We start from the raw sequence: 15,051 nt of genomic DNA, 5'->3' as shown, positions 1-15,051 counted from the left end.
CCCGCGGTCCTGCGCGACGTGGTATCCGGATCACGATTGCTCGTCGCTTTCATGACAGGTCTGTTCATTGCCTGTCTGTTCACTATCTGCCAAAGGTTAGCAAAACCCTGAGTGGAACCGTCATTGCCCCTTGTCCGCCAACCACCCCGCGTGACCCTCTGCGCCATCCTTGTTCTGGGGGCCATGGCTGCTTGTACGCCTGCCCCGCCCGGCGGCGGCTTCAATGACCCCTACGAGGCGACCAACCGCGAGGTACATGCCTTCAACAAGTCGCTGGACCGCGCGGTGCTGCGCCCCCTCGGCCAGGCGGCCGCCGGGGCCCCGCCCGAGATCACCGGCCCGGTGGCCAGTTTCGCCGACAATGCCGGGCTGCCCGGAATGGTGCTCAACGGGGTGCTGCAGGGGGATGTCGGCGGGGCCGGCACCAACACCATGCGGTTCCTGCTGAACACGACCATCGGCCTGGGCGGGCTGTTCGACCCGGCAGGCGGCATCGGCCTGCACGAGAAGACGACGGATTTTGGCGAGACCCTCGCCGTCTGGGGGGCTGACGAAGGCGCCTACATCGAATTGCCCGTTTTCGGGCCCTCTACGGAACGGGCTGCCGCCGGCCGCATCGTGGACATGGCGCTTGACCCGCTGTCGCATGTGGGCACGCAGCCGCAACTGGATTATGGTCTGGCCGCGCGCGGCGCTGCCCTGGTGATCGACCGGGGCCGCTTCATGCAGACCTTCGACGGCGTGCTTTATGACAGCGCCGACAGCTACCTGCAATCGCGCTCTGGCTATCTGCAGAACCGCCGGTTCGACCTGGGCGAGGCTCCGCCCGCGGACGAGGCCGATCCTTTTGCCCTCGATCTGGAAGGATTCGAATGATGACCGTGACCCGCCGCCAGTTCTCCGCCCTTGGCCTTGCCGCCGCTGCTGCGGCAGCACTGCCCATGCCGGCCCTTGCACTGTCGCAGTCGCAGGCGCGCCAGCTTGTCGACCGCGCGGTGGCCGACATCAACGCCATCATTTCTTCTGGCGGCAGCGAAGACCAGATGATCCGACAGTTCGAAAGCGTGTTCGACGACTATGCGCACACGGCGGCGATCGCGGCCTCGGCCCTCGGCGTGGCGGGGCGCTCGGCCAGCAACGCGCAGCGGTCGGCCTTTGCCGACGCCTTCGGGACCTACCTGGCCAACAAGTACGGCCGGCGCTTCCGCGAATTCCGGGGCGGCGAAATCAACGTGCAGCGCACCGTGCCCGTGAACAACTACATGGAAGTGCAGACCGTCGCCGACCTGCCGGGGCAGGCGCCCTTCCGCGTGGACTTCCACGTTTATGACCGCCCCGATCGCCCGGTCTTCTTCAACCTGATCGTCGAGGGCGTGAACATGCTGGTTTCCGAGCGTCAGGAAATTGGCGCCATGCTCGACCAGCGCGGCGGTGACCTGGACCGGCTGATCGCAGACCTGAGGGCTATGGCGTGAGCCGCGCGCTGGTTCTCTTTGTCGCGGCCCTGCCCGGGGTGGTGCTGGCCACGCCCTATGACGGTACTTATCGCCAGAACGCCAACGCCGATTGTGGGCTGGTCGGCGTCGATGGTGGCGCGCTTCGGATCGCGGAGGGCATTTTCTACGGGGTCGAGAGCGAATGCCGCATGTCGCGGCCCGTCAATGTCGTGAACATGGACGCCACGCTTTATACCATGGAATGCAGCGGTGAAGGTGCGCGCTGGACCGAGCGTGCCATGGTCATGAATGCCGCCGAAGGCGACGGCATCATCATGGTCTGGGATGGCTACGCCTTCCGCTACGATCGCTGTAGCCCGCCGACCGGGCAGTAGCGCCGCCCGGGCTACTGCCCGGCAAGTTCCTGCAACACCATGTCGATCAGGGCCGCGGCGGCTGGATCCGACAGCCCCGGGCCACCGGTCTCGGGTTCGGTAGGCGGCTGCATCGGCAGTGGTGACGGCGGCACGCTGTCGAGGATGCCGGTCATGGCTTCGCGCCAGATTTCGGCCGGCAGACCCGAGCCTGTGACCCCGGTCAGCGGGGTGTTGTCGTCGTAGCCCATCCAGACCCCGGCGACATAGTCGGCGGTAAAGGCGATAAACCAGGCGTCGCGCGCCTGTTGCGAGGTGCCGGTCTTGCCCGCGATCTCCCAACCGTCGATCCGTGCGCGCTGCCCTGTCCCCTCTTCCACCACCTGATGCATCATCCAGGTCAGTGTCCGTGCGGCGTCTTCGCGGATCACCCTGTCACGGATGCCGCCCTGCGCGCCCATCAAGGGGGTGTTGTCACCCATCAGGTGCAGCTCGACCAGGCCATAGGGCGTGACTGCCGAGCCGCCGTTGAGGATGCCCGCATAGGCGCCGGTCATTTCCAGCAGGGTGCTTTCCGAGGTGCCCAGCGCAAGGGCGGGACCCCTGGCGAGCTCGCTGTCGATGCCGAACATCTCGGCCACGGTGCGCACGTTGTCGCGCCCTGCGCGTTCCGACACCTTGATCGCAGGGATGTTGAGAGAAGCCATGAGCGCCTGAGTCAGCGTGACCTCGCCTGCGTGGTCGCGGCTGTAGTTCTCGGGGCACCAGTCGTCGGGGCCGGGCACGTCCCAGCAGGTCGGTTCATCCAGGATCACGTCCGTCGGGCGCATCCCGAGGTCCAGCGCCGTGGCATAGACGAAGGGCTTGAAGGCCGATCCGGTCTGGCGCAGGGCCTGCGTGGCACGGTTGAAGGCCCCCGCGGCGCGGGTGTTGCGCCCACCCACCATGGCGCGCACGGCGCCATCGGCGTCCATGACAACGATGGCAGCCTGGGCGCGGGAGCCGTCCCGCACCTCTTCTTCGAACACGCGGGTCAGGCCCTCTTCGGCGGCCTGCTGGAGTCGCTGGTCCAGCGTGGTGCGGATGATCACGTCCTCGGTGGTCTGGCGGGTGAAGAATTCCGGCCCGCTGTCCATGACCCAATCGACAAAGTAGCCCCCCGAGCGCTGCCCCGCTGCCCTCGACAGCGTTGCCGGATTGGTCTGTGCCAATGCCGCTTCCTTGGGCGTCAGGTAGCCCTGTTCGCGCATCAGCCGCAGCACGGTATCGCCGCGGTCCTGTGCGGCTTGCAGGTTGCGCGTGGGCGAGGTGGCCGAGGGCGCGCGCAGCAAGCCGGCCAGCATGGCGGCCTGGGGGGCGTTGACTTCGGCCGCGGAGATGCCGAAATAGCGCTGGGCGGCGGCCTCGAACCCGCGCGCGCCGGCGCCCAGATAGGCGCGGTTCATGTAGACCGTGAGGATCTCGTCCTTGGAATAGCGGGCCTCCATGGCCATGGCATAGGTGGCCTCGACCACCTTGCGCCAGAGCGTCGTCTCGCGGCAGTCGGCCTCGTAGGCGGCTTCGTCTTCCCAGATGTCGGCGTCATAGGCGCGCCCGAAACAGAGCAGCTTGGCCGTCTGCTGCGTGATCGAGGACCCGCCGGCCCCTGAAAGCGGATTGCCGCCATCGCGGTAGTTGCGGACCATCGCCGCCGCTGTCGCGTAGAAGTCGATCCCGATGTGATAGGGCGCGTAGAACCGCTTGTCCTCGGTCGCCACGATGGCATTGCGCAGGTGCGGGCTGACGGTCTCGGCGGTGACCATGCCGCCGAACTGGTCGCCACGCCAGGCAAAGACCTCGCCACTGGTGTCCAGCAGCGTGACCGAGCCACGCGTGCGTCCGTCGATCAAAGCGTCGATGGGCGGCAAAGTGGCGGCGTAGTAGAACACCCCCAGCCCGGTGATCAGCACGACGGCGAGCCCGGCCCGCAGGCCGAAGCGCCAGACCAGCAGAAGGGCCCACTTCACGGCGCCGCCAAGCAAGGCCCGAAGCGCGCCAAGCGGCCCGCGCCGGGGCGCGCGCCTGCGCGGGGTGGGGGATGCCTTGCGTGGCTTGCGCGCCGCCTTTTTCCGCCCGGTCTTCGCCGCATGGCGCTTGTCGGCCACAAGCGGTGGCCGCGGGCTTTTTCCTCGGGACATCTCTGCTCTGCCGTTGCCGAATTTGCGCGCATGATAGCCTGGCGGGATTCGTTTGTAGAGACGCATCGACCTCGGCCCAGCATTTTTATGAATGATTAAATATTAACCAACTAGCATGATTTGTGCATTTTTTGTGCGATTTTTCCCCGCGATGCATTTCGCAGGCGCGGCATTTCATTGAGGTGCGGCCCACCACGCGCCCCTTTTGTGGTCAAGCGCAGTCGTGACGGCTGCGCAGCTACGCCAAATTCAAGGGGAAGCCAGTGAAACTCATCATTGCAACGATCAAGCCGTTCAAGCTCGAGGAGGTTCGCGAAGCGCTCACCTCCATCGGCGTGCGCGGCATGATGGTGACCGAGATCAAGGGGTTCGGGTCCCAGTCCGGTCATACCGAAATCTACCGCGGGGCAGAATACGCCGTGAACTTCGTGCCCAAGGTCAAGCTGGAAATCGCGGTCGGCGCCGCCATGGCAGACGAGGTCGTCTCGACCATCGCCAAGACCGCCAAAACCGACAAGATCGGCGACGGCAAGATCTTCGTGCTCGACCTCGAAAGTGCCCTGCGCGTGCGCACGGGCGAAACCAATGACGACGCGCTTTGAGGCGCTGGCCAAGGGACATCTGACAATGAAACTTCTCAAGACACTTTCGGTCGCCGGGGCCCTGACCGCCCTGCCGACCCTCGCGCTGGCCCAGGACGCCGCGCCGGGCTTCGACGAGATCGGCCCCTATATCATGACTACGCTGCTTTTCCTCATCGGCGGCTTCCTTGTCTTCTGGATGGCAGCAGGCTTTGCCATGCTCGAAGCCGGGCTCGTTCGGTCCAAGAACGTGACCATGCAGTTGACCAAGAACATCGCGCTCTACTCGACGGCAGCGATCATGTACTGGCTGATCGGCTTCAACCTGATGTATCCGGGCGAATTCAACGGATATTTCGCGCCCAACTTCGTGCCCACCGTGCTCGAGCCGGTCGGGCTGGGGGCAGCTGATGCCGATCTCGGCTATGCTTCCGTTGCGTCGGACTTCTTCTTCCAGCTGATGTTCGTGGCCGCGACCGCCTCGATCGTGTCGGGTGCCCTGGCCGAGCGGATCAAGCTCTGGCCCTTCCTGATCTTCGTCGTGATCCTGACGGGTATCATGTACCCGATCTCGGGCTCCTGGCAGTGGGGCGGCGGCTTCCTGTCGCAGATGGGTTTCTCGGACTTCGCCGGCTCGACTGTCGTGCACTCCGTGGGCGGCTGGGCAGCCTTGGCCGGCGCCATCGTGCTGGGCCCGCGTCTGGGCAAGTACAAGGATGGCAAGGTCAACCCCTTCCCGGGCTCCAATCTCGCGCTTGCCACCCTGGGGACGTTCATCCTGTGGCTGGGCTGGTTCGGCTTCAACGGCGGCTCGCAGCTGGCGGCCGGAACCGTGGGTGACATCACCGACGTCGGCCGGATCTTTGCCAACACCAACATGGCAGCCGCCGCGGGCGCCATCGCGGCGCTGATCCTGACGCAGGTGATGTACGGCAAGGTCGACCTGACCATGGTGCTCAACGGTGCGCTGGCCGGGCTGGTGTCGATCACCGCAGAGCCGCTGGCCCCGTCGCTGTTCATGGCGCTCATCACCGGTGCCATCGGCGGTGTGATCGTGGTCCTGACCGTGCCGATGCTGGACAAGTTCAAGATCGACGACGTGGTCGGTGCCATCCCGGTGCACCTCTTCGCCGGTATCTGGGGCACGCTGGCCGTGGCCTTCTACACCGGCAACTGGGGCGCCCAGATCACCGGCATCATCGCCTACGGTGTCTTCACCTTCGTGGTCGCGCTGGTGGTTTGGTTCATCCTCAAGGCCGCCATGGGCATTCGCGTCAGCGAAGAGTCCGAGGTCCAGGGGCTGGATACCTCCGAACTGGGCATGGAGGCCTACCCCGACTTTACCAAAGGCTGACATTCCTTCGTGAAGCCTTTGACAACCTGCCCGGGCGAGCGATCGCCCGGGTTTTTTCTTTGGCCAACGAAAAAACGCCGGCCCCGAAGGCCCGGCGTTTGCCGCGTTCGATGGTGGGGGGTCAGGCGGAGATCACGTCGGCGATGGCGCGGGCCAGCACCGGAACGGTGTCCTTGTTCAGCCCGGCGATATTGATGCGGCTGTCACCCACCATGTAAATCGCGTGATCGGTCTTGAGCGTCTCGACCTGCTCGGGCGTGAGCCCCAAGCGCGAGAACATGCCGCGATGTTCGGCAACAAAATCGAAGGCATCGGAATTGGTCAGGCGGCGCAGTTCCTCGGCCAGTTGCTGGCGCAGATCCAGCATCCCGAGGCGCACCTCTTCCAGTTCGGTCTGCCACTCGGCCCGCAAGTCCGGGTCGGACAGGATCATGCTGACGCAGCGCGCGCCGTGATCGGGCGGAAAGGAATAGTTCTGCCGGTTGAGATAGTTCATGTTCTGCTGGCTCAGCGCGGCCTCGTCCGCATCACGGGACAGGGCCATCAGGATGCCGGTGCGTTCGCGGTAGACGCCGAAGTTCTTGGAACAGCTGGCAGCGATCAACGCGTTGTCGAAGGCCGTTGCCAAGCGACGGGTCACTTCCGCATCCGCGTCCAGCCCGTCGCCGAAGCCCTGGTAGGCGATGTCGATCATCGGGACCAGGCCCTTGCCCTCCATTACCGCGATGACCTCGTCGATCTGCTCCAGCGTCAGGTTGGCGCCGGTGGGGTTGTGACAACAGCCGTGCAGCAGCACGATATCTCCCGCTTTGGCCCCGGCGAGGTCGGCCAGCATCCCGTCAAAGTCGATCCCGCCCGTCGCATCGTCGAAATAGCGATAGGTCGTCTGTGGCATCTGCATGAAATTCAAGATCGACACATGATTGGGCCAGGTCGGGTTCGATACCCAGACAGTGGCGCTCGGATTGGCCAGCCGGACCAGTTCGAACCCCTGCCGGCAGGCCCCGGTGCCGCCGGGCGTGGCGATGGCCGCGACCCTGTCGCGCGCGACGCTGTCGGCCAGCACCAGCTCGATCATCGCGTCGGCAAAGGCCGGATCGCCCGCGAGGCCTGTGTAGGCCTTGGTGTCCTGTTCCGCGACCAGGCGGCGTTCGGCGGCCTTGACCGCGCGCATCACCGGCGTCTTTCCCTCGGCGTTGCGGTAGACGCCGACGCCCAGGTCGATCTTGCCGGGGCGGTCGTCGGCCTTGTACTGCGCCATGAGCGCGAGGATCTTGTCGGCGGGTTGTTGGCGCAGGTTTTCCAGCATCAGGCCTCTCCGGTTGCGATGGGCAGGTCGTCGTACATGCCCCATTCCGACCAGCTGCCGTCATAGACGGCATGGTCCGTCTTTCCGATCCGTTCCAGCCCCAGCGCCAGGATCGCGGCGGTCACGCCCGACCCGCAGCTGGTGATGGCCGGTTTCGTCAGGTCGACCCCGGCCGCCTCGAAGGCGGTTTTCAGGGCCGTGGCGTCTTTCATCGTGCCATCCTCGTTCAGCAGCTCGGCAAAGGGCAGGTTGCGCGACCCGGGGATATGGCCCGCGCGCAGCCCGGCGCGGGGTTCCGGCACCGCGCCGCGAAACCGCTCGGCGGGGCGGGCGTCGATGATCTCGTGATCCTTCAGCTTGGCGGCGCGGGCCACCTGCGTGACATCCTTGACAAGGTGGTTCTGGCGCTGGACGGTCATGTGACGGTCGCGGATGACCGGGGCCATGTCCTCGACCGGGCGGCCCTCGGCGCGCCACTTCGGCAGGCCGCCGTCCAGCACGGCCACATCCGTCTTGCCCATCAGCCGGAACAGCCACCAGACACGCGCGGCGGAAAACAGCCCGGCGCCGTCGTAGATGACCACCTGATGGCCGTCGCCCACGCCCATGGCGCGCATCCGCGACATGAACTTCTCGACCGGGGGCGCCATGTGCGGCAACTGCGAGCGGTGATCGCTGATCTCGTCGATGTCAAAAAAGCGCGCGCCGGGGATATGGGCCGCGTCATACTCCGCGCGCGGGTCGCGGTCCGCGTCGGGCATGTACCAGGAGGCGTCGATCACCCGCAGGTCCGGGTCCTTGAGGTGGCCGGCCAGCCAGCCCGTCGAGACAAGTGTCTTGGGATCGTCGTTCGCCATCGGGTCACTCTCGCGCTGCAAACGCATTGTCCCTACAGCCGCGCCCACAAGACTGCAAGGTTTCCATGGCGCCGGGCCGCGGTCAGCCGTTCTGTTTGAGCAGGCGCTGCTTCTGGCGGTTCCAGTCGCGCTTGGCCTCGGTGGCGCGCTTGTCGGCCTTCTTCTTGCCCTTTGCGGTGGCGACCTTCACCTTCACGACGCCCTTGTGATTGAAATAAAGCACCAGCGGTACGAGGGTCATACCCTCGCGCTGGGTGGCGTTCCACATCCGCGCCAACTCGCGCTTGCTGACGAGCAGCTTGCGGCGGCGGCGTTCCTCGTGCGGGAACATGGCCTGCTGGTAGGGGGCGATATAGGCATTGGTCAGCCAGAGCTCGCCGCCCTCGACGCTGGCATAGCTGTCGGCGATGTTGGACTGGCCGGTGCGCAGCGACTTGACCTCGGAGCCGGACAGCACAATGCCGCATTCGAGATCCTCGACGATCTCGAAATCACGACGGGCCCGCCGGTTTTCGGCGATGACCTTGTAGTTTGGGTTGTCGGGCTGTTTCTTGGTCATGGAGTGGTGAGATAGGCCATGGGGCCAGCGTGCACAAGCGGTCCGGCCCGTGGCGACCGCCGCTCGATCCCCGGCCGGCACTTGGTCTCACACGTCGTGGACGGGCCGGGGCGGGGCGCGATCGCCCGGCGGCGGGCCTAGTTCAACAGGCCCGCATGAACCATGCCGTCGCGGATGTGGGTCTTGGTGCTGTCTTCAAGCGGGGCCAGCGGCGACCGCACTTCGGCGTCGCAGAGCCCCAGCAGGGACATGCCGTATTTGGCGCCGACCAGGCCCGGCTCTTCGAAGATGGCGATATGCAGCGGCATCAGCCGGTCGGTGATCTGCAGCGCCGTTTCGAAATCGCCGGCCAGCGTGGCCTCCTGCATCTCGGAACACAGCTTGGGCGCCACATTGGCCGTGACCGAGATGCAGCCGGTGCCGCCATGGGCGTTGAAGCCCAGAGCCGTGGCGTCCTCGCCGGAAACCTGGATGAAATCCGCACCGCAAGTGATCCGTTGCCGGGGCACCCGGGCCAGGTCGCCGGTGGCGTCCTTGACCCCGATGATGTTGGGGTGACGGGACAGTTCGCCCATTGTCGCCGGGCTCATGTCCACGACAGACCGACCCGGGATATTGTAGATGATGATCGGCAGGCCGCAGTCGGCGGCGGCCGTGTAATGGGCGATCAGGCCTTTCTGCGTGGGCTTGTTGTAATAGGGCGTCACGACAAGGGCGGCGTCGGCCCCGGCCGCTTTCGCAGCCTTCACCAGGCGCACGGTCTCGGCGGTGTTGTTGGACCCGGCCCCGGCGATCACCGGGATGCGCCCGGCGGCGACGGCGATCACCTCGGCGACGACGCGGTCGTGCTCGGCATGACTCAGCGTCGGGCTTTCGCCCGTGGTGCCCACCGGCACGATTCCGTGGCTGCCCTGATCGACATGCCAGTCTACCAGCATCTTCAGCGTTTCAAGATCGAGCTGGCCGTCCTTGAACGGCGTGACGAGGGCGGGAATGGACCCCTTGATCATGACACGCTTCCTTCCGTGGTGCGGGCAGGATTGCCCGGCAGTAAAATCGCGCGGACCCTAGTGCGGTTTTCCGCCTTTGCCAAGTTTGTGAATTGCGGCCCGGCGCGATGGCGCTAGCATGCTGTTTAACCGGCGTCGGAAGGGGCGAAACATGCGGCAGATATTGGCGGCCCTGGGGGTCTGGCTATGCCTGTGCGCCCCGGCCACGGCACAGGAGGGCGGCGATGCGGCCCCTGCCGTGGCGGCCTTTGCTGCGGCTGAGGCGGGCGACTGGCAAACCGCCTATGCCCTGATGGAAGACCAGGATGATATCGGGGACGACCTCGGGCGCGACCTGATCACCTGGCTGCGCCTGCGCGCGGGCGATGCTGTCTTCGCCGAATACCCGGCTTTCCTGGCGGCGCGGGCCGACTGGCCCGGACTGGATGCCGCGCGCGAGGCCGCCGAGGGCCTGATCGACGACACCGTGCCGACCGACCGGGTTCTGGCCTTCTTCGAAGGGCGCAGGACCGAAACCGGCAGCGGCGCGCTGGCCTATGCAAAGGCTCTTGCCGAGGCGGGCCGCGCGGAGGAGGCCGAGGCGATGCTGATCGACCTGTGGACGACGCAAGGCCTTTCCGAGGAAGGGTTCGCGGCGCTATTTGCGGATTATCCTGAGGTGCTGGCCCCCCATCACGCCGAACGGGCCGACAGGATGCTCTGGCGCTGGCGGGCCGAGGATACCACCCGTCTGCTGCCCCTGCTGACCGACGAGGCCCGCGCCCTGGCCCACGCCCGCATCGGCTATATCGAGGGCGCCGAAGACCTGCCCGACCGGCTGGAAGCTGTGCCGGAGGATATGCGGGATGATCCGGCGCTGGCCTATGACAGGTTCAATTGGCTTGCCGGACGCGGTGACTGGACCGACGCTGTGGCCCTGCTGCGCGCGCGGTCGGTCAGTGCCGAGGCGCTGGTCCATCCCTGGCGCTGGGCCAGCTGGCGGCGGATCCTCGCGCGCTGGCAGATGCGTGAAGGCGAACCGCGCGTCGCCTATGAGTTGGCCAGCAAGCATTTTCTGGACGATGGCGCGTCCTTCGCCGACCTGGAGTGGCTCTCGGGCTATCTTGCGCTGACCTACCTGGACGATCCCGCCCTGGCCCTGCGCCATTTCGAGACCTTCGCAGCGGCGGTCTCGACGCCGATCTCGACAGGCCGCGCAGGCTACTGGTTGGGCCGTGCCCATGAGGCGCTGGGCGATAGCGAGGCCGCCCGTGCCGCCTTTTCCCGTGCCGCACAGCATCAGACGACCTTTTACGGGTTGCTGGCCTCGGAGCGTCTGGGCCAACCGCTGGACGCGGCCCTTGCGGGGGGCGAGGGGTTTGCCGACTGGCGGGATGCGTCCTTCGTGACCGATGACAGGTTCCGCGCCGCCATGCTGTTGCTGTCGGGCGAGGAGCGTGGCCTCGCGGTGCTGTTCCTCGCCGACCTCGCGCGTGACCTCGACCGGCAGGAGGTGGGCCAGATGGGTGACCTGCTGATGGAGCTGGACGAGCCCTTCTTCACAGTCATGGTGGCGAAATCCGCCCTGCGCCGGGATCTGCTCGTGCAGGATCACCATTTCCCGGTGCATCCCTTGGCCGAGATGCACCTGCCGGTCGAACCGGCCCTGGCCCTGTCCATCGCGCGGCAGGAAAGCGAGTTTCGCACGGATGCGGGCAGCGCCGTGGGGGCGCTGGGCCTGATGCAGTTGATGCCAGGCACTGCGCAGGACATGGCCCGGGCGCTCGATCTGCCCTATTCGCGGGCGCGCCTGGTGGTGGACTGGCCCTACAACGCACGGCTGGGCGCCGCCTACCTGGATTATCTGCGCGGTGAATTCGGGGACAGCCCGGTCTTGATCGCAGTGGGGTACAATGCCGGGCCGGGCCGGGCGCGCAGCTGGATTTCGGAGCGTGGCGACCCGCGGCGCGGTGACATGGACGTGGTCGACTGGATCGAGCACATCCCCTTCCGCGAGACGCGGAACTACGTCATGCGGGTCACCGAGGGCATTCCCGTCTACCGCGCCCGGCTGACCGGGGAAACCGGCCCGGTGGCATTCCGCGACCTGCTGCGCGGTGCCGCGCCGGTGATACGGCCCCGCCTGCGGCCCGAGGCGCTGGGCCTGCCCGATCTCAGGCCGCGGCTGCGCCCGTCCAACCTTTCAGGCGCCGCGACGGGTGCGCAATAGCGTGAACAGCCCGGCGCCCACGACGATGGCGGCGCCGATGGCGACGTTCGGGGCGAGCGTTTCGTCGAACACCGCAAGCCCCAGTGCCGACGCAAAGACCAGTTGCAGGTAGGCGAAGGGCTGCACGGCGCTGGCCTCGGCGACCTCGTAGGTCTTGATGAGCAGGAAATGCCCCAACGCACCGGTGATGCAGAGCGTCCCCATCCAGCCCCAGTCGGGGGCGCTCATCGACTCCCAGAACCAGACACCTGCCAGTGTCAGGGCGCCCATGCCGCTGACCCCGGTCCAGAAGAACGAGGTGGCGGCACTGTCGCGCCGTGCGGCATAGCGTGTCAGCAGGCCATAGAGCGCGAACATCGTGGCCGCGATCAGCGGGATCACCGCAGCGGGCCGGAACACGGTGATCCCCGGTTGCAGGATGATCAGCACGCCGAGGAAGCCCACACCGATGGCCAGCCAGCGCCGCCAGCCGACACCTTCCCCCAGCACCGGGCCCGACAGCGCCGCGATCAGCAATGGATAGCAGGCAAAGACTGCGTGGCTTTCCACCAGCCCGAGATAGACGAAGGCCAGCACCATCACGCAGATTTCGGCGGCCAGCAGAAGCCCTCGTAAGATCTGCAACGCGGGCTGTGTGGTGCGGGCGGCACCCCGGATCGACCCGGCCTGCCGCCGCGCGATGGCCATGACGAAAAGCCCGAAGAACCAGTAGCGGATCATGACGATCATCATCACGTTGTATTCGCGCGCCAGGTGGCGGCTGATCCCGTCCTGCATGGCAAAGACGAAGGTGGTGGCGATCATCAGCAGGATGCCAAGGCGGGGGTTGGACTGCATCAGCGCCTTGCCCGCGTCATGTGGCGCTTGCGCCCATACCCGGGCGCACGGCTGACCTCGAAACCGGCCGCCTCTAGTGCGCGGCGCACGTGGCCGGCAGCGGTATAGGTTGCCGCCGTGCCGCCGGGGGCGGTGTGGCGGGCCACTTGCGTCATCAGGTCCGGCCCCCAAAGTTCGGGGTTCTTGGCTGGGGAAAAGCCGTCGAGAAACCAGGCATCGGCGCGGCCGGGCCAGAGGGGCAGGGTCTCTCGGGCGTCTCCGAGGATCACCCGCAGGCTGAAATCCGGCCCATCCAGCGCCTCTGGCACGCCGTCGGTCAACATCGCGCCGGGCAGGTCGGGATAGGCGGCAAGCGCCTGCCGCAGGTCGGCGGGCGCCATGGGGTAGGCCTCGAAGCTGATGAAGTGCAGGCGGCCCGAGAGGCCTGCTGCCCGGAAGGCCGCCAGCGCGACAAGAAAGTTCAGACCCGTCCCGAACCCGAGCTCACCGATACGGAACCCGGCGCAGAACCGCGCGGGCAGGTCATTGCCTGCAAGAAAGACGTGCGCCGTCTCGGCCGGGCCATCCTCCAGCGAGAAATAGGGATCGTCGAAGCGCGTCGAGACGGGGATGTGCCCCGCGCGCCAGTCGATCTGTGCCCGCTGGTCTGTCATGATCATCTGTCCTATGGCCTTGGCCGCGAAGATGCGTCGGAAAACGGGGGATTGGCAATGGTGGACGTGACCGTGTTCGGGGCCGGGGCCTTTGGCCTGTCGGTGGCCTGGTGCTGTGCCCGGCGCGGCGCCGCTGTCCGCGTGATCGACCCCGACGGCGTGGGTGCCGGGGCCTCGGGCGGGATCGTCGGCGCGCTGGCCCCGCATGTGCCCGAGCAGTGGAACGAGAAGAAGGCGTTTCAGCTGGAGAGCCTTCTGATGGGCGCGGACTTCTGGGGTGAAGTCGAGGCGGTTGGCGGCCTGTCTCCCGGCTATGCCCGCACCGGGCGCTGGCAGCCTTTGGCGGATGCCGGTGCCTTGGCGCTCGCCCGCACGCGGGCCGAAAGCGCGGCGCGGCTGTGGCAGGGCCGTGCGGCATGGGACGTGATCGAGCGCCCCGACGACGACTGGGCGCCGGCAACGCCGACCGGCTATCTGATCCACGACACGCTGACGGGGCGGCTGCACCCGCGGCAGGCCTGCGATGCGCTGGCCGCGGCCCTTCGCGCCAAGGGCGGTGAGATCGCGACCGGGGGCAGGGCCGAGGGGCAGGTTGTCTGGGCCACGGGCTGGCGCGGCCTCGAAGACATGACCGCCCGGCACACCCGCCTTGTCGGGACCGGGATCAAGGGTCAGGCCCTGCTGCTGGGGCATGACGCAGCCACGATGCCGCAGCTCTTCGTGGAGGGGCTGCATATCGTGCCACATGCAGGCGGAACGGTTGCCATAGGGTCGACGACCGAGCGTGACTTCGCCGCCGCCGACACCACCGATTCCCAATGCGATGTCCTGCTGGCCCGCGCCCGTACCGCCGTGCCCGCCCTGGCCGAGGCACGGGAAATCCGGCGCTGGGCCGGGGTGCGCCCGCGCAGCCGCACCCGTGCGCCGATGCTCGGGCGGCACCCGTTCCGGGAGGGCGACTTTCTCGCCAATGGCGGGTTCAAGATCGGCTTTGGCATGGCCCCGCTGGCGGGTGAGGTCATGGCCGACCTCGTGCTGGAAGGCCAAGACCGCATCCCGGCGGGGTTCGATCCCCGCGCCAGCCTTTAGCCGCGCGCCATGGCCCGCAGTTGATCCATCAGATCGGTCAGCATCCTGACCGAGGCGGCGTTGATCAGCTCGCCATTCTCGTCGAAGGCCTCGCTGCTGCCCGCGATCAGGACCTCCGGCCCCGGGATCACAATGGGACGGAATGGGTTGAGGCAAAGCCGCAGCGAAGATTGCGACCGTTCGCCGCCCGCGCGTCCGGCCGTTGCCGACATGATGGCCACAGGCTTGTCACGCCAGGGGCTGCCCTTGGTGCGGCTGACCCAGTCGAGGGCGTTCTTCATCACCCCCGACAGCGCCTTGTTGTATTCCGGGCAGGAGATGATGACAGCCTCGGCCCCGGCGATCTGGTTGGACAGGGTCTGCACCTTGTCGGGCAGGCCCTGAGCCTCGACATCGCCATTGTACAGCGGCAGGTCCAGGTCGCCCTCGGCGAATTCGGCAGGATCATAGATACGGGCCGCCGCGCGCATCAGCTTGGTGTTGGTCGAGGCCTGGCGGAGCGCGCCTGAAAGGCCGAGCAGATAGGACATAGGGGTCTCTCGTTGATTTCGTTTCCGCGAGAATAGGCGTTCGTCGCCGCCTTGCCACCCCGCGGAGACTGACACA

At 66.8% G+C, this 15,051-nt stretch carries 15 protein-coding genes; 7 read left to right on the top strand and 8 right to left on the bottom strand.

Annotated elements, in window-relative coordinates; all coding sequences use genetic code 11:
* The first annotated feature begins 111 nt into the window (after positions 1-111).
* The 3 genes from ACH107_RS00605 to ACH107_RS00595 are packed head-to-tail and all read left to right on the top strand — an operon-like array spanning position 112 to position 1,831.
* Positions 112-876, top strand: coding sequence for a VacJ family lipoprotein (locus tag ACH107_RS00605; protein WP_412504191.1), 765 nt, complete (start codon positions 112-114; stop codon positions 874-876).
* Positions 876-1,475, top strand: coding sequence for a phospholipid-binding protein MlaC (locus tag ACH107_RS00600; protein WP_412504190.1), 600 nt, complete (start codon positions 876-878; stop codon positions 1,473-1,475). The genes ACH107_RS00605 and ACH107_RS00600 overlap by 1 nt, the downstream gene beginning before the upstream one ends.
* The gene (locus ACH107_RS00595; RefSeq protein WP_310690117.1) at positions 1,472-1,831 is read left to right on the top strand and encodes a hypothetical protein; all 360 of its coding nucleotides are present in this window, start codon (positions 1,472-1,474) and stop codon (positions 1,829-1,831) included. Before ACH107_RS00600 ends, ACH107_RS00595 begins: the two co-directional genes overlap by 4 nt.
* An 11-nt stretch (positions 1,832-1,842) precedes the next feature.
* On the opposite strand, the gene ACH107_RS00590 is transcribed toward ACH107_RS00595, so the two are convergent.
* A complete protein-coding gene (locus tag ACH107_RS00590) occupies positions 1,843-3,987 on the bottom strand; it encodes a transglycosylase domain-containing protein (RefSeq protein ID WP_412504189.1) in 2,145 nt (714 codons plus the stop codon).
* Positions 3,988-4,250: 263 nt separating this feature from the next.
* Between ACH107_RS00590 and ACH107_RS00585 the strand changes: the two genes are divergently transcribed.
* Together ACH107_RS00585 and ACH107_RS00580 are read left to right on the top strand one after the other, a co-directional pair.
* Positions 4,251-4,589: a P-II family nitrogen regulator gene (locus ACH107_RS00585; RefSeq protein ID WP_310690115.1), complete on the top strand. Its 339-nt coding sequence runs from the start codon at positions 4,251-4,253 to the stop codon at positions 4,587-4,589.
* A 25-nt stretch (positions 4,590-4,614) separates the two neighbouring features.
* Entirely contained in the window at positions 4,615-5,922 is a 1,308-nt protein-coding gene (locus ACH107_RS00580; protein ID WP_310690158.1) for an ammonium transporter, read from the top strand.
* A 121-nt stretch (positions 5,923-6,043) separates the two neighbouring features.
* On the opposite strand, the gene ACH107_RS00575 is transcribed toward ACH107_RS00580, so the two are convergent.
* The 4 genes from ACH107_RS00575 to dapA form a co-directional block, all read right to left on the bottom strand.
* Complete coding sequence (locus ACH107_RS00575; RefSeq protein WP_412504188.1) at positions 6,044-7,231, bottom strand: aromatic amino acid transaminase; 1,188 nt, start codon at positions 7,229-7,231, stop codon at positions 6,044-6,046.
* Positions 7,231-8,088 carry a 3-mercaptopyruvate sulfurtransferase gene (gene sseA, locus ACH107_RS00570; protein ID WP_412504187.1) on the bottom strand — a complete coding sequence of 286 codons (858 nt, stop codon included), beginning with the start codon at positions 8,086-8,088 and terminating at the stop codon, positions 7,231-7,233. Before sseA ends, ACH107_RS00575 begins: the two co-directional genes overlap by 1 nt.
* 82 nt (positions 8,089-8,170) lie before the next feature.
* Positions 8,171-8,647 carry an SsrA-binding protein SmpB gene (gene smpB, locus ACH107_RS00565; protein ID WP_310690112.1) on the bottom strand — a complete coding sequence of 159 codons (477 nt, stop codon included), beginning with the start codon at positions 8,645-8,647 and terminating at the stop codon, positions 8,171-8,173.
* 137 nt (positions 8,648-8,784) lie between these two features.
* The gene (gene dapA, locus ACH107_RS00560; RefSeq protein WP_310690111.1) at positions 8,785-9,657 is read right to left on the bottom strand and encodes a 4-hydroxy-tetrahydrodipicolinate synthase; all 873 of its coding nucleotides are present in this window, start codon (positions 9,655-9,657) and stop codon (positions 8,785-8,787) included.
* A 151-nt stretch (positions 9,658-9,808) separates the two neighbouring features.
* Between dapA and ACH107_RS00555 the strand changes: the two genes are divergently transcribed.
* A complete protein-coding gene (locus tag ACH107_RS00555) occupies positions 9,809-11,866 on the top strand; it encodes a transglycosylase SLT domain-containing protein (protein WP_412504186.1) in 2,058 nt (685 codons plus the stop codon).
* Here ACH107_RS00555 and ACH107_RS00550 read toward each other — a convergent pair.
* Entirely contained in the window at positions 11,840-12,703 is an 864-nt protein-coding gene (locus tag ACH107_RS00550; RefSeq protein WP_310690109.1) for a DMT family transporter, read from the bottom strand. The two genes, ACH107_RS00555 and ACH107_RS00550, sit on opposite strands and share 27 nt — an antisense overlap.
* On the bottom strand, positions 12,703-13,356 hold the full coding sequence (gene mnmD, locus ACH107_RS00545) for a tRNA (5-methylaminomethyl-2-thiouridine)(34)-methyltransferase MnmD (protein WP_310690108.1): 654 nt from the start codon (positions 13,354-13,356) through the stop codon (positions 12,703-12,705). The genes ACH107_RS00550 and mnmD overlap by 1 nt, the downstream gene beginning before the upstream one ends.
* Positions 13,357-13,413: 57 nt before the next feature.
* Between mnmD and ACH107_RS00540 the strand changes: the two genes are divergently transcribed.
* Positions 13,414-14,445 carry an NAD(P)/FAD-dependent oxidoreductase gene (locus ACH107_RS00540; RefSeq protein ID WP_310690107.1) on the top strand — a complete coding sequence of 344 codons (1,032 nt, stop codon included), beginning with the start codon at positions 13,414-13,416 and terminating at the stop codon, positions 14,443-14,445.
* Here the strand turns inward: ACH107_RS00540 and ACH107_RS00535 are convergent.
* On the bottom strand, positions 14,442-14,975 hold the full coding sequence (locus ACH107_RS00535) for an NADPH-dependent FMN reductase (RefSeq protein WP_310690106.1): 534 nt from the start codon (positions 14,973-14,975) through the stop codon (positions 14,442-14,444). The genes ACH107_RS00540 and ACH107_RS00535 overlap by 4 nt on opposite strands.
* Between the last annotated feature and the right edge of the window lie 76 nt (positions 14,976-15,051).

The sequence above is a fragment of the Roseovarius halophilus (ex Wu et al. 2025) genome, assembly GCF_047086965.1.
The sequence above is the reverse complement of the archived record's forward strand: the minus strand, read 5'-3'. Positions and strand labels throughout refer to the sequence as shown.

Coding starts and splice junctions, on each gene's coding strand:
- ACH107_RS00600 (WP_412504190.1), top strand. CDS start 876: ATGACCGTGACCCGCCGCCAGTTCTCCGCCCTTGGCCTTGCCGCCGCT.
- ACH107_RS00590 (WP_412504189.1), bottom strand. CDS start 3,987: ATGTCCCGAGGAAAAAGCCCGCGGCCACCGCTTGTGGCCGACAAGCGC.
- ACH107_RS00580 (WP_310690158.1), top strand. CDS start 4,615: ATGAAACTTCTCAAGACACTTTCGGTCGCCGGGGCCCTGACCGCCCTG.
- ACH107_RS00575 (WP_412504188.1), bottom strand. CDS start 7,231: ATGCTGGAAAACCTGCGCCAACAACCCGCCGACAAGATCCTCGCGCTC.
- sseA (WP_412504187.1), bottom strand. CDS start 8,088: ATGGCGAACGACGATCCCAAGACACTTGTCTCGACGGGCTGGCTGGCC.
- smpB (WP_310690112.1), bottom strand. CDS start 8,647: ATGACCAAGAAACAGCCCGACAACCCAAACTACAAGGTCATCGCCGAA.
- dapA (WP_310690111.1), bottom strand. CDS start 9,657: ATGATCAAGGGGTCCATTCCCGCCCTCGTCACGCCGTTCAAGGACGGC.
- ACH107_RS00555 (WP_412504186.1), top strand. CDS start 9,809: ATGCGGCAGATATTGGCGGCCCTGGGGGTCTGGCTATGCCTGTGCGCC.
- ACH107_RS00550 (WP_310690109.1), bottom strand. CDS start 12,703: ATGCAGTCCAACCCCCGCCTTGGCATCCTGCTGATGATCGCCACCACC.
- mnmD (WP_310690108.1), bottom strand. CDS start 13,356: ATGACAGACCAGCGGGCACAGATCGACTGGCGCGCGGGGCACATCCCC.
- ACH107_RS00540 (WP_310690107.1), top strand. CDS start 13,414: ATGGTGGACGTGACCGTGTTCGGGGCCGGGGCCTTTGGCCTGTCGGTG.
- ACH107_RS00535 (WP_310690106.1), bottom strand. CDS start 14,975: ATGTCCTATCTGCTCGGCCTTTCAGGCGCGCTCCGCCAGGCCTCGACC.